A 13,745-nucleotide genomic window follows, 5' to 3' on the forward strand; every position below is an offset into this window, starting at 1 on the left:
TTGAACCCTGTTAAGCTAAAAGCTTATTCCCCATATACGCGGATATAAAAATTCTGGATTTTGCTGCTGCCGTTGGGCTTGTCAAAGCTGACATCGTATTGCACCAGATTGTTTGGATAAGCGATTTCATAGCTGACCTTGTATTCACTTGGTTGACCTGATTTTTCAACAAAAGTTTTTACCATCAAGGTCTTAGACTTATACTCACCTTCAGGAATGGAATGCGAAAACTTCTTCATGGTTTTCTGATTTTCCTGAAAATACTGCTGTAATTTCGGATCCAGATAACTTAAAAATTCTTCATATTTACCATCACGCAAGTCGTTATAGGCAATTTCTGCTGCCTGGGCTTGGGCTGTACTTGGATCTGCTACCTGCTCAGTAGTGCTACAGCCGGCAAGAAGAGCTAGCCCAGCAAGTGACATCAATTTAGTTTTCATCATGGTCATTTCCAGTAAAGTCTGTAAAAAAGGACGCCGAAGCGCCCTTTTTATAAGAATTGAAGACTTAGTCTTCTGCTGTATTTTCGCCATCTTGAGCCGCATCTACAGCCTCAGGAGTTTCAGCCAGATTATCTTCAGAAACTTCTGTTTCTTCCAATACATCCAATTCTTCATCTTCAACGGCTTCAATCGCTTCTACACCAACCAGTTTTTCATCTTCAGCCAGACGGATCAGACGAACACCTTGTGCATTACGGCCAGTTTGTGCCACTTCAGATGCACGGGTACGAACCAGTGTGCCGCCATCAGAAATCAGCATCAACTCTTTAGATGCATCAATTGCCACTGCACCCACCAGCTCACCGTTACGTTCAGAGGTCTTGATCGCAATCACGCCCTTACCGCCACGTTTTTTGGTTGGGAAGTCATCTACAGGCGTACGTTTACCATAGCCATTTGCAGAGGCACACAGTACTTCACCAGTTTCAGGCACCACCACCAGAGATACGATACGGCTAATGAAGTTCGCTTCAGTTGCATCTTCATCATCAGATTCAACCTCTGCATCTTCTGCATCTTCAACTTGCGAAGCACCGATGGTCACACGCATACCGCGCACACCCTTGGCTGAACGACCCATTGAACGTACATCAGTTTCTGCAAAGCGAATGGCTTTACCTTCGTTCGAGAACAACATGATTTGCTGTTCACCGTCAGTAATCGCAACACCAATTAAGGTGTCATCGCCATTCAGTTCAATCGCACGCAAACCGTTTGAACGAACATTCGAGAACTGTTCCAGTTCTACACGTTTAATCGTACCGTACTCGGTCGCCATAAACACATAGAAATTCTTGCGAACAGCTTCAGCTTGCTGAGCAAAGTCATTGATGATGTCGTCATCAAGATCAGTGGTTGAAAGCGCTAAGCCCAATTCTTTCAACTGAACACGCAGTGCATCAGAAATATCATCTGCACCCTCTTCAGATTCAGCAAGTGCAGCTTCTAATGCAGCAAAGTGACTGTTGATCACTTCGTTGCTTTGCAGCTGGGCAGCATTAGCTTTTACAAATACTTTAAGGTCTGCCAAACGTTCTTTGAATTTCTTCGGTGCATCAATCACTGGCAAGATTGCAGTAATCGTTTCGTTATCATCTAGTGGCAGTAAGTTCACCATTGGACGACCTTTGGCACCACGAGAGGCTTGTGGTACTTCGTAGACTTTCAGACGGTAAACCTTACCGACATTGGTGAAGCAAAGCACGGTTGCATGGTTCGAAGTAACCACCATATGCTGGATGTAATCGTCTTCTTTCATGCTGGTTGCAGACTTACCACGGCCGCCACGACGCTGAGCCGCGTAGTCAGACAATGGTTGAGTTTTTGCATAACCAGTTTTTGAAACTGTCAGCACCATTTGCTCTTCAGGAATCAAATCTTCACGAGAGAAGTCGATACGTGATTCAACGATATCGGTCTTACGTGCATCACCATACTGCTGAAGAATCAGTGCAAGCTCTTCACGAATGACATTCATCAATAAATTAAAGTCATTCAAGATGGCAGTATATTCAGCAATTTGCGCAAGAATTTCAGAATATTCAGCTTGCAGCTTATCTTGTTCAAGACCAGTCAGTCGATGCAAACGCAGTTCCATGATCGCATTCACTTGGGTCGGTGATAAACGATAGATATCGCCATCAATACCGAATGGACGGCTAGGATCTTCACCTTCAATTTCGTCAGGACGTACAGAAACCGCGCCTGCTTTTTCAAGTAATGCTGCTACACCGCCTGCTGCCCACTCGCCCGCTTGTAAACGCTCACGCGCCTCAGCCGGGTTTGCAGAAGTTTTGATGGTTTCAATAATCTGATCGATATTTGCAAGCGCAACTGTCAAACCTTCCAGGATATGACCACGTTCACGCGCTTTGCGTAACTCAAACATGGTACGACGTGTCACGACTTCCTGACGGTGACGGATAAATGCCGCAATGATGTCTTTCAGGTTCATCAGCTTCGGTTGTCCATTATCCAGACAAACCATGTTGATGCTGAATGAGTTTTCTAACTGGGTATTCTGGAATAGATTGTTCACGATCACTTCAGCGTTTTCACCACGCTTCAGGTCAATCGCAATACGCATCCCTTCTTTATCAGATTCGTCACGAAGTTCAGAAATTCCTTCGAGTTTTTTCTCTTTCACTAGCTCAGCAATACGCTCAATGGTTCTCGCTTTGTTGACCTGATAAGGAATTTCAGTGAATACAATCGTGCTACGACCAGTTTTGGCATCTTCTTCGATGTGGTATTTACCACGGATATGCAAACGGCCTTTACCGGTACGGTAGGCATCTACAATACCCGATTTACCGTAAATAATACCGCCAGTAGGGAAATCTGGACCTGAAATATGTTCCATCAGCCCTTCAATGCTGATATTTGGATCATTGGCATAGGCTAAACACGCATTGATGACTTCAGTCATGTTATGCGGTGCCATATTGGTCGCCATACCTACGGCAATACCGGCAACACCATTAATCAACAGGTTAGGAATACGCGTCGGCATGACTTGTGGAATGCGCTCAGAACCGTCGTAGTTGTCTTCCCATTCCACTGTATCTTTTTCAAGATCAGCAAGGAGCTCATGGGTCAGCTTACGCATACGTACTTCGGTATAACGCATTGCCGCTGCACTATCACCATCGACAGAACCGAAGTTACCCTGGCCATCAACCAACTGGTAACGCAAGCTAAAGTCTTGTGCCATACGGACAATCGTTTCATAAACGGCAGAATCACCATGCGGGTGATATTTACCGATCACGTCACCGACTACACGTGCAGATTTTTTATATGCTTTGTTATAGTCATTGCCTAATTCGTGCATTGCGAAAAGCACACGACGATGAACCGGTTTTAAACCATCTCGTACATCTGGCAATGCACGTGACACAATCACGCTCATCGCATAATCGAGATATGAGCTTTTAAGTTCATCCTCAATGGCAATCGGTCTAATTTCCGATACGCTCATGCATACTCCTTATTCTACAGGCCCTGTTTGACCTGTATTTATATGTCGTAAATCCAGCTATAAATTGGTTCAAAAAACGCTGAACCAATATTTAAAATTCAGTCGGACAGTATAGCATAAATCAGGCTAAATTAAGCCGTTTCAGACCCAACTATCCAAAGGATTTTTAGTAGAAATTTTAACCACTTCACAATTTTTAACGCATAAAAAAACCTCTGCACACAGAGGTTCATTCTTAGCTTGAATTATCGCATTTTATACACGGAAATATCTTGTACTGAATCCCCTGTTTCTTTCTTGATCAAGTATACAAAGAAGATTTTCCTGCGTGCAATCCAGCTGCATCAATGGCTAGGTAATTAAATACTGGACGACAATCAATATCACCAGCATGCGTCAGGGTAACAGATCATCAAAGTTCACAGGAAGACGCCGCTAAACCGGCAAGTAAATTAAAATATGAATATTAGTATTACTTTTAAATCTTCTAAAGCTCGCTTAATATCTGCCCTATTAAGCGCCAAAAGCAACATATCCAATCTTTATTTTCAGTCCAATTTTCTAATCATTATTCAAATTTTCATACTTAATTTTTAAATAATTTAGAACATCCATATAACAACCACGTAGATAATACAAAAGGAAAAATAGGCGCCAATATCATCAGCGCATCGCCTTGGATACCATAAGCACTGTTCTGAAATCGCTGATTATTAAGCTCGATCCATTGCTCTGCTTTCGCAAGTACCTGCACATCTGAAAGCGCATTAAAATAGATCAGATGGATAAACCCTACAAAACTACAGGCAGCAAAAAATAAGCCATAGTCCAGCGATCTGTATTAAGATGATCAAATAAGCCGATACAGCAAGAATGAATAGTATTAGAGTTGAACAAAACAATCGATAAAATCGAGCATTTTCGATTAAAGGCTGATATACAGGCAATATAGAAACTTTCATTATTATTTTATTCATTTCTCATTATAAATAAAAAACGCCCCTGAACAGAGCAGTAAGTATTCACTTACCGCTCACGCAAGAGCGTCTTTTTAAACTGTATTCAGGAATTAGATTTTAGATACTAATTCTGGAATAACAGTGTTCAAGTCACCTACTAACCAGTAGTCAGCGACAGCATTGATTGGAGCTTCTTCATCTTTGTTGATCGCAACGATCACTTTAGATTCTTTCATACCTGCCAAGTGCTGGATCGCACCAGAGATACCTACAGCGATGTACAGGTCAGGCGCAACGATCTTACCAGTTTGACCAACCTGCATATCGTTAGGAACGAAGCCTGCGTCAACAGCTGCACGAGATGCGCCTTGAGCTGCACCCAGTTTGTCTGCAAGTGGATCAAGGATTTTGTGATAGTTCTCACCAGAACCAACACCACGACCACCAGAAACAACGATACGAGCGGCTGTTAATTCTGGACGTTCAGATTTAACGATTTCTTCGTTAATGAACTTAGAAATACCAGCATCACCAGTCGCTGTAGCAGCTTCAACAGCAGCAGAACCACCTTCAGTAGCAACTGGATCGAATGCAGTACCACGAACAGTTGCAACAACAACTGATTCAGAAGATTCTACAGTTGCAATCGCGTTACCTGCATAGATCGGACGCTTGAATGTGTTTGCAGAATCAACAGCAATGATGTCTGTGATCATGCTTACGTCTAGTAATGCAGCTGCACGTGGCAGGATGTTTTTACCAGTCGTGGTAGAAGCAGCAAGAATATGACTATAGCCTTTGCCCAATTCAGCAACCAGTTTCGCTACGTTTTCAGCCAACTGGTTTGCATAAGCAGCATCATCTGCAAGCAATACTTTGCTTACGCCAGCAACTTTAGCCGCTTGGTCAGCAACTGCTTGAGCGCCAGAACCAGCAACCAATACAGTGATATCACCACCGATTTTTTGCGCCGCAGCAACAACGTTTAAAGTAGCAGCGTTTAATGCTTTGTTGTCGTGCTCAGCGATAACTAAAATACTCATGATTTTTATCCTTCTGTATTAGATCACTTTCGCTTCGTTTTTCAATTTTTCTACAAGCTCGTCTACAGACTTCACTTGTACACCAGCTTTACGCTCTGCAGGAGATTCAACTTTTACTGTTTTCAGTTTAGTTGTAGTGGTTACACCGAAATCTGCAGGTGACTTGGTATCCAGCGGTTTTTTACGCGCTTTCATGATGTTTGGAAGAGCAGCATAACGTGGCTCGTTCAAACGTAAGTCAGTGGTAATGATTGCTGGCAAGTTCAATTCAACAGTTTGTAAACCACCGTCGATTTCACGAGTCACTTGTACTTTGTCGCCTTCAACTTTCACTTCAGAAGCAAAAGTACCCTGGCCTGCACCTAGAAGTGCACCAAGCATCTGACCAACCTGGTTAGAGTCGTCATCAATTGCTTGCTTACCAAGAAGGATCAATTGTGGTTGTTCAGCTTCAACAACACCTTTAAGAATTTTCGCTACTTCTAACGCACCTAATTGGCTGTCATCAGCTTCAACCAGGATACCGCGGTCAGCACCAAGAGCCATAGAAGAACGGATTTGTTCTTGAGCTTCTTTAGGACCAATAGAAACAACAACGATTTCTGAAACAGTTCCTTTTTCTTTTAAACGAACCGCTTCTTCCACTGCGATTTCACAGAATGGGTTAATTGACATTTTAACGTTTGTTAAGTCAACACCACTGTTGTCCGGCTTAACGCGAACCTTAACGTTGGCATCAACCACACGTTTTACAGCAACAAGAGCCTTCATGTAATCCTCGGCTGTTTTAGCAAATGTAAATATTTAGAAAAGTTATAATAACTCTTCACTTAAATTTTTTTAGGTGCCCTATCTTGCAATGCGTTCGGCATTTCGGTCAAGTCACAATTCAGCAAAGAGCTGTAAAAATGCGTAATTTTCCTTGAACGATGCGTTCACATTTCAAGATTTGACATTTATACAGAACAAATTCTCATCATTTTATTTAAAATTTAACTATTGATTTTTAGTATCTTTTTATTTGATTATGCACATCAAAAGATTTGATCTATTTTATAAAATTTAATTTCATTTCTTGTCACTATTATTATAAAGAATACAAATTACTCCTATCTAAATCTGTCATTTCTGACATATGGTGATGGGTTCGATTCATTCTTCCAGATTTGGTCAAAATTCCCTCTTACTTATAAATAGATCAATGAAATAGCAGAAAATAATTTTTATAAGGAAATATATTAAAAAAGCACGCTGTGATCACGTGCTTTTAAATTTTTAAAACGAATGTATGACTTATTTGATGAACATTGGTGAATTTTATAGCTCATTAATTAATGATTAGCCATGAAGCAGCGAGTGCCAATAAACCACCTGAAGTCCCATCAATCCACTTTTGCTTACGTTCATCAATCTGAGCCGAACGGGTAAGTCGAGCAAATAAAAGGCTTAAAGCACAATACACTACAAAGATCATGGCAATAAAGATAAAAGACAGAATCAAACCCTGGCTCACCGTATTCCCACTTTTATCTATAAACTGCGGCAGGATTGCAAAGTAAATCAGCATGCCTTTCGGATTCAGTAACGCAGTAATGAAGCCTTTTTGTACCGGATTGCTGGATGATTTCTTTTCAATGATCAACGTATTTTTGCTAAATACCGATTTCACCAGACTAAATGCCAGAAATAACAGATAAGCAATTCCTAACCAGCGAATGGTTTCAAACAGCACTGGAAAAGACATAATAATTGCTGCAATTCCTAACGCCACCAGAATCGAATGCACCAGATAACCGCAACATACCCCAATAGTCGCCATCATGCCTGCTTTTGCATCTTTACCCATCACTTGAGACAGGATAAATAGCATATCTGGTCCCGGTGTAAAAATAAGGGGAAGCACAGTCAGTGCAAAAAGTGCAAATACAGACATTTCCTTGTTCCTCTGTACATGTCGGAAAGTGAAATTAGTATCTGCGATTATTTACAAAATAGGCTTTCAATTTATTTTATAATATGAATTATTTTTAGAATATTATTCTATTTTATGAAGATATCTTCCAAGTCTATTCGAGTAAAACTCGATCGTATTGACAAAAATATCATTCAACACTTGCAAGCCAATGGCCGGATTCAGAATAACGATCTGGCACGTGAAATTGGTCTTTCGCCTTCTTCGTGTTTGCGTCGGGTAAAACTGCTTGAAGATGCGGGGGTAATCCAGAGCTATACCACGATCGTGGACCAGCAGAAGATTGGTTTCCAGCTGATTTTATTTTCTCGTATCTGGCTAGTGGGTCAGGATGCTGAAACGATTGACACCTTTATTGAAGCCATGAAGGAACTGCCCCAAGTGATGGAGTGCTATATCATTTTGGGTGAATGTGATGCGATGCTCAAAGTAGTGGTGCCCGATCTGGAAAGTTATCGTAAATTCCAGTCTACGCATTTAACTAAAAAGAATGGGATTACCAGTGTCAAAACCGATTTACCGAGTCAGATTATCAAGCAGAGTTTTCAACTACCTTTAGATGATCTTTAATATTGGCCAAATAAAAAGGACGATTGATATCGTCCTTTTTTACTGAAGATCAGTTTTAAACACGACTGTCCAGAAAGTCACGGTGCACATGACTGAGGTCAATCAGTTCATAAGATTTTAAATCAAAGATCTTCCAGATTTCGATGGCATCTTCTTTTAAGTCCACTGCCTGGGTCGCACGAGTAGTCGCTTGCCATTGCAAGTCTGAAATCCAGATATAGTATTGATGGCTATCAGGATTATAGGCTTGAACCTTACCATCTGTATTAATTCCCTGCACATGAGCACCTTCAGGTAACGATGCTTCAATATTTGGCAGACTGATTTCCACAAAATGTTTGATCTGGCGCAGACCATAACCTGCAAAAATTTCTTTTTGTGCTTCGCTTAAAAGATCATATTTTTGTTGTATATCTACAATAATTTCTGTGCCCATATACTTCCAGTCCTGTCAGGCTGAATTCTTTTCAGCCATACCCTGTTTTGTAGCTTAAATTCTGTTCTTTTGTTATACCTGAATTTTAGCTTTTCGCGAATAAGACCATAGTGAAATAATCTGCATGGTCATTCTATTTCTCTCAGCATAAATATTCTTTATGAAATTTTTATGCCAACTTATATTTTTAATAATGATTATTTAAGATTTTCAGGTTTATGTTGTGCCCGTGGATGCGCCTGATCATAAATCTGCGCCAGATGATCAAAATCGACATGCGTATAAATTTGGGTTGTAGTCAGATTACTATGTCCCAGCATTTCCTGCACGGCTCGTAAGTCCCGGCTATTGGATAACATGTGACTCGCAAAACAATGTCTTAACAAATGCGGATGCAGATCCACATTGACGCCTGCACGCTGCGCCTGAAGCTTGACCCGATTTTCAATCTGCCTTGCCCCTAGCGGATTACCCTTCTGAGTGATAAAGACATGTGCTTCTGGCACAAAATCACCATGCCATAGAGGATAAATCTGTAACCACGCCATGACACTGTCTTTGGCTTTGGAACCAAATGGCACAATACGGGTTTTATTCCCCTTACCCGTAATGCGAAGCAGCTGACGGTTGAAGTCAATATCTTTAATTCTGAGGCCTTGTATTTCAGCCAGACGTAGCCCACTGGAATAAAGCAGTTCCAGAATTGTCTTATCGCGTTTCCACATCTGCTGCTGCACCTCACCTTCAGGTTCAGGCTGATCCAGAATCTGATGAATGGTTTCAATATCAACCATACCGGGCAAAGGTCTGGATTGTCTTTTCAGCTGAAAATCATCTGCCGGATTAAAACTGACATGCTGTGCCTGTTCAGCCCATTTCATAAACTGGCGAATTGCTGAAAGTAGCCGCTGCAGACTGCTGGAACTTAGGCCCTGTTGTTCAACTTTTTCCGCCATAAACTGGCGTAAATCTGTTGATTCAATATCTCCGAGTGCTAAAGCATGACGCTGACAAAAATTCAGAAAGTCGGAAACATCACGCTCATAGGCCTGCAAAGTATGTTTGGACTGGTTCTGGATTTCACGTTCTTTGAGCCATATGGATAACAATTGCTGTGGATCAAGCTGCATTCTATCCTCCTTGGCTGTTTGAGCCTGACAAACATCAGTCTATCAAATAATGCAAAAATAATTTATTCGGCCTATATAAAAAAGCCCTGACTCTTCAGGGCTTTTTAAATTAAGCTTGGAAATAACGTAAGTCTAAGCGACCTTCATAAACAGTTGCGGTTGGACCAGTCATCCAGACTACATCCCCCTCGACCCATTCAATCTGCAACTTGCCGCCCGCCAGTTCAATCTCGACATTGTTGGCAAGTAGGCCACGGCGCATACCAGATACTGCGGCTGCACAAGCACCCGTACCGCATGCCAATGTTTCACCTACACCACGCTCATATACGCGTAAACGCGCATGCTTTTCATCAATGATCTGCATGAAGCCTGCATTGACGCGTGCCGGGAAACGCGCATGCGATTCTACTTGTGGACCAATACGGGCTACATCTGCATTAATCACATCCGGTACGACTGTTACCGCATGAGGATTACCCATGTTCACTACATCAATCGTGAGTTTTTCACCCTCTGCCAGATCGATGTCATACAGATTATCCGGTTCATCGGCCAGGAATGGAATTTCTTGAGGCAAGAATTTTGGATAGCCCATATTGACGCGCACCCAACCATTGGCGCCCAATTCAGGTTCCACAATGCCAGATTTGGTCTGTACTTTGATTTTAGTTTTCGTCGTCAGCTGACGCTCATGCACAAAACGGGCAAAACAGCGCACGCCATTGCCGCATTGTTCTACTTCAGAACCATCGGCATTGAAAATACGGTATTTAAAATCAGCACTCGCTACATCAGGTGGTTCTACAATCAGTAACTGATCAAATCCAATGCCAAAATTGCGATTTGCCAGACGCTGAATAGTCAGGGTATCCAGATAAGCACGCTGGCTGATCAGGTCAACCACCATAAAGTCATTGCCCAGACCATGCATCTTGGTAAATTCAAGTAACATTATTCTGTCTCCTTAAGGCAATAAACGCTCACGTTCCCACAATGATTCAATCGTTTCGCGTTCGCGAATCAAATGTCCTTGATCACCATCAACCATCACTTCAGCAGCACGGCCACGGCTATTGTAATTCGAGCTCATCACAAAACCATAAGCACCAGCACCGAGTACTGCCAGCACATCATTTTCCTTGATCGCAAGCTCACGCTTTTTACCGAGGAAATCGCCAGTTTCACAGATTGCACCCACCACATCCCATTCTTTCGTCTCGACATCATTACGCGGTGTCACAGACTGAATGTCCATCCATGCTTCGTATAAAGCTGGGCGAATCAGGTCATTCATTGCCGCATCAATAATTGCAAAATTACGGTGATTGGTCGGTTTGAGCAGATCCACTTTGGTCAGTAGCACGCCTGCATTGGCAGAAATACTACGGCCCGGTTCCATATAGACTTTCAGGCCCAGCTTTTCTAAAGCCGGACGCAACGCATTAGCATATTCTTGAACAGATGGCGGTGTCTCATCTTTATAAGTCACCCCTAAACCACCACCGATATCGATATGTTTGAGGTGAATGCCCATCTCTTTTAACTGGTCGACCATCACGATGACACGATCCAGCGCATCTACAAAAGGCTGGGTTTCAGTCAACTGTGAACCGATATGGCAGTCAATTCCAACGACATCCAAATTGGCTAAAGATGCTGCATACTGATAAGTTTCAAATACGCTATCCGATGGAATGCCGAATTTATTTTCTTTCAGACCCGTTGAAATGTAGGGATGAGTTTTCGCATCCACATCTGGATTCACACGCAGTGAGATCGGCGCTTTTACACCTAGTTCCGCCGCAACTTTCTGAATACGATCCAGCTCGGCATAAGATTCTACGTTAAAGCAGGCAATACCAACTTCTAGCGCTTTCTTGATGTCCGCTTCTGATTTACCTAGACCCGAGAATACGATTTTAGAAGGTTCACCACCCGCTTTCAGTACACGTGCCAGCTCTCCGCCCGTAACGATGTCAAAACCTGCCCCTTGCTTTGCCAATACATTCAATACCGCAAGATTGGAGTTTGACTTCACGGCAAAACAGATTTGGTGATCAATAAAGTCAAATGCACGATCCATGTCCAGATAATGCTTTTCAAAAGTCGCTTTTGAATAAACATAGAGTGGTGTGCCAAATTGCTCTGCCAGCTGTTGCAGTGAACATTGCTCGGCATGCAATACCCCATTAATACGGGTGAAACTCATGAAGGTATCCTTTCTTTGAAAGCGTTAAGGTGTAATGGTTGAATCTGATGTTTCGGGCGCAGCAAACTGTTGTTGCACAGGGGCATCTCGTTCTTCATCGGAAGTTTTAGACTCAGCTTCGGTATTTTTATAGAGCAGATATTTGGCACGCTTGTCGTAATCCGGATCATTTGGCAAGTGCAAGGCACCTGACTGACCACAACCTGCAAGAGCAAGACCTGCTGCTAAGATACTGATGTAGCAAATGACTTGGCGCATCTGACCACCTAATTGAATAGTTTCGATGAAGTATAACGCGATCATTCGCCATGACCAAAGCGTTAAACGCTAGAGAGTATCTTTAGACAAAAAAAAACGCCAGCAGATCGCTGACGTTTTTATTGATATGGATTATTTATGTTTCTGTTTATAGAAGCCTAAATAGCCCAAAATCAATAGAACAAACCAGATCGGACTGACCATCAAGGCACGGCGAGTATCATCTTCTAATGCCAGCACACCAATCATGCCGACAAAGAAAATAATCACGATCCAGCAAGTCACCAAGCCACCTGGTAGCTTGAATACTGACTTGGCATGTAGCTCTGGACGGGTACGGTAATAAATCATGTAACTCCAGATAATCATCAGCCATACACAGATAAACAGGATGGTTGATAATGTCGTTGCCAATGTAAAGGCTTCAACAGTATTCGGTACAAAATACTGTAACGCCGCACCCAATAATAAGCAGACTGCAGAGAAATACAAGGCATTGGCAGGTACAGCACGCGGGTTCAAACGACCGAAAGCTTTCGGTGCCTGTTCTTCACGCGACAGACCGAACAGCATACGGCTGGTCGAGAAAACACCGCTGTTCATCGAAGACATCACGGATGACAGCACCACCAGATTCATGATGATCGCAGCAGCTGCAATACCGGCTTGGCTAAACAGATTTACGAACGGAGAAACACTTGGATTAATCTGATCCCATGGCGTCACAGACATTACAATGACTAGAGCAAGTACATAGAAAATAATGATACGGATCGGAATCGAATTCACCGCTTTTGGCAAGTTACGCTCCGGGTCTTTGGTTTCCGCAGCCGTGGTACCTACAAGCTCAACACCCACAAAGGCAAAAATCGCAATCTGGAAACCAGCCAAGAAACCCATAGCACCCGTCGGGAACAAACCACCATGATCCCAAATGTGCGCAAAGGATGCAACCGTACCGGCATCATTGGTAAAGCCGGTGAAAATCATCCACAGACCAACCGCAATCAGCACTACAATCGCAATAATTTTGATCAGGGCGAACCAGAATTCCATTTCACCAAAGAGCTTCACGGTGGCCAGATTCAGCCCCATGATAAAGACAATAGAGGCGATACTGATTAATACCCCTTCGCCCGGGGTAAATGGGAGACCATTATTAAAAAACTGTAAATAATAAATAATCGCAGATAGGTCGGCAATTCCGATCGTAATCCAGCATAACCAGTAGGTCCAGCCTACAAAATAGCCCGCCCATGGTCCGATCAGATCCGTAGAGAAGTCGATAAATGACTTATATTGTAAATTTGACAGTAATAACTCGCCCAATGCACGCATCACGAGAAATACCATGAAACCGATGATCATATAGATCACCAGAATCGAAGGCCCTGCCAGACTAATGGTTTTACCTGAGCCCATAAACAGGCCGGTACCAATAGCACCTCCAATCGCAATCAGCTGCAGGTGTCGATTGGATAAACTACGCTGCAGCTCGCCGTTTTCGGACGGCGAACCAGTATGATGACCTGACATTATTTTTCAACTTCGATGTCTAATCGCGACAAATTAACGCAAAAAAGGGGGAATACAAAAAGAAAATTCGCATCATTTGTATTTTCCACTTAATCTTAAAAGTTAATTTATTTTTCTTATATAACGAATAGGTTCTCTTTAGTCGT

Annotated in this window: 12 protein-coding genes; 1 reads left to right on the plus strand and 11 read right to left on the minus strand. The window is 42.5% G+C overall.

Translation table 11 applies throughout. From position 1 onward, the window contains the following. Positions 1–23: 23 nt before the first annotated feature. From C3420_RS05200 to C3420_RS05225, 5 genes are all read right to left on the minus strand, one after another. Positions 24–440, minus strand: coding sequence for a DUF4878 domain-containing protein (locus C3420_RS05200; protein ID WP_008302383.1), 417 nt, complete (start codon positions 438–440; stop codon positions 24–26). 67 nt (positions 441–507) lie between these two features. Beyond that, positions 508–3,483 carry a DNA gyrase subunit A gene (gene gyrA / locus C3420_RS05205; protein ID WP_103799924.1) on the minus strand — a complete coding sequence of 992 codons (2,976 nt, stop codon included), beginning with the start codon at positions 3,481–3,483 and terminating at the stop codon, positions 508–510. A 1,069-nt stretch (positions 3,484–4,552) separates the two neighbouring features. Next, complete coding sequence (locus C3420_RS05215; protein WP_071320340.1) at positions 4,553–5,485, minus strand: electron transfer flavoprotein subunit alpha/FixB family protein; 933 nt, start codon at positions 5,483–5,485, stop codon at positions 4,553–4,555. A gap of 18 nt (positions 5,486–5,503) precedes the next feature. Beyond that, positions 5,504–6,256, minus strand: coding sequence for an electron transfer flavoprotein subunit beta/FixA family protein (locus C3420_RS05220; RefSeq protein ID WP_004815037.1), 753 nt, complete (start codon positions 6,254–6,256; stop codon positions 5,504–5,506). Between the two features lie 556 nt (positions 6,257–6,812). Continuing rightward, positions 6,813–7,418, minus strand: coding sequence for a LysE family translocator (locus C3420_RS05225; protein ID WP_048882434.1), 606 nt, complete (start codon positions 7,416–7,418; stop codon positions 6,813–6,815). 114 nt (positions 7,419–7,532) lie between these two features. Between C3420_RS05225 and C3420_RS05230 the strand changes: the two genes are divergently transcribed. Beyond that, entirely contained in the window at positions 7,533–8,027 is a 495-nt protein-coding gene (locus tag C3420_RS05230) for an Lrp/AsnC family transcriptional regulator (RefSeq protein ID WP_004815034.1), read from the plus strand. Positions 8,028–8,082: 55 nt separating this feature from the next. On the opposite strand, the gene C3420_RS05235 is transcribed toward C3420_RS05230, so the two are convergent. The 6 genes from C3420_RS05235 to C3420_RS05260 all read right to left on the minus strand — a co-directional run bounded on the left by C3420_RS05235 (position 8,083) and on the right by C3420_RS05260 (position 13,599). Continuing rightward, entirely contained in the window at positions 8,083–8,463 is a 381-nt protein-coding gene (locus tag C3420_RS05235) for a hypothetical protein (RefSeq protein ID WP_076753900.1), read from the minus strand. A 197-nt stretch (positions 8,464–8,660) separates the two neighbouring features. Further along, positions 8,661–9,593: a site-specific tyrosine recombinase/integron integrase gene (xerA, locus tag C3420_RS05240; RefSeq protein WP_076753901.1), complete on the minus strand. Its 933-nt coding sequence runs from the start codon at positions 9,591–9,593 to the stop codon at positions 8,661–8,663. Positions 9,594–9,702: 109 nt separating this feature from the next. Further along, positions 9,703–10,548 (minus strand): diaminopimelate epimerase, encoded by an 846-nt coding sequence (gene dapF, locus C3420_RS05245; protein WP_008302374.1) that lies wholly within the window; start codon positions 10,546–10,548, stop codon positions 9,703–9,705. 12 nt (positions 10,549–10,560) lie between these two features. Then, positions 10,561–11,805, minus strand: coding sequence for a diaminopimelate decarboxylase (lysA, locus tag C3420_RS05250; protein WP_076753902.1), 1,245 nt, complete (start codon positions 11,803–11,805; stop codon positions 10,561–10,563). 24 nt (positions 11,806–11,829) lie between these two features. After that, on the minus strand, positions 11,830–12,063 hold the full coding sequence (lptM, locus tag C3420_RS05255) for an LPS translocon maturation chaperone LptM (protein WP_026056785.1): 234 nt from the start codon (positions 12,061–12,063) through the stop codon (positions 11,830–11,832). Positions 12,064–12,195: 132 nt separating this feature from the next. Beyond that, positions 12,196–13,599, minus strand: coding sequence for an amino acid permease (locus C3420_RS05260; RefSeq protein ID WP_004815018.1), 1,404 nt, complete (start codon positions 13,597–13,599; stop codon positions 12,196–12,198). Positions 13,600–13,745: the final 146 nt, after the last annotated feature.

It is taken from the genome of Acinetobacter sp. ACNIH3, from assembly GCF_002918965.1.
Lineage (GTDB): Bacteria > Pseudomonadota > Gammaproteobacteria > Pseudomonadales > Moraxellaceae > Acinetobacter > Acinetobacter schindleri.

Coding starts and splice junctions, on each gene's coding strand:
- C3420_RS05200 (WP_008302383.1), bottom strand. CDS start 440: ATGAAAACTAAATTGATGTCACTTGCTGGGCTAGCTCTTCTTGCCGGC.
- gyrA (WP_103799924.1), bottom strand. CDS start 3,483: ATGAGCGTATCGGAAATTAGACCGATTGCCATTGAGGATGAACTTAAA.
- C3420_RS05215 (WP_071320340.1), bottom strand. CDS start 5,485: ATGAGTATTTTAGTTATCGCTGAGCACGACAACAAAGCATTAAACGCT.
- C3420_RS05220 (WP_004815037.1), bottom strand. CDS start 6,256: ATGAAGGCTCTTGTTGCTGTAAAACGTGTGGTTGATGCCAACGTTAAG.
- C3420_RS05225 (WP_048882434.1), bottom strand. CDS start 7,418: ATGTCTGTATTTGCACTTTTTGCACTGACTGTGCTTCCCCTTATTTTT.
- C3420_RS05230 (WP_004815034.1), top strand. CDS start 7,533: ATGAAGATATCTTCCAAGTCTATTCGAGTAAAACTCGATCGTATTGAC.
- C3420_RS05235 (WP_076753900.1), bottom strand. CDS start 8,463: ATGGGCACAGAAATTATTGTAGATATACAACAAAAATATGATCTTTTA.
- xerA (WP_076753901.1), bottom strand. CDS start 9,593: ATGCAGCTTGATCCACAGCAATTGTTATCCATATGGCTCAAAGAACGT.
- dapF (WP_008302374.1), bottom strand. CDS start 10,548: ATGTTACTTGAATTTACCAAGATGCATGGTCTGGGCAATGACTTTATG.
- lysA (WP_076753902.1), bottom strand. CDS start 11,805: ATGAGTTTCACCCGTATTAATGGGGTATTGCATGCCGAGCAATGTTCA.
- lptM (WP_026056785.1), bottom strand. CDS start 12,063: ATGCGCCAAGTCATTTGCTACATCAGTATCTTAGCAGCAGGTCTTGCT.
- C3420_RS05260 (WP_004815018.1), bottom strand. CDS start 13,599: ATGTCAGGTCATCATACTGGTTCGCCGTCCGAAAACGGCGAGCTGCAG.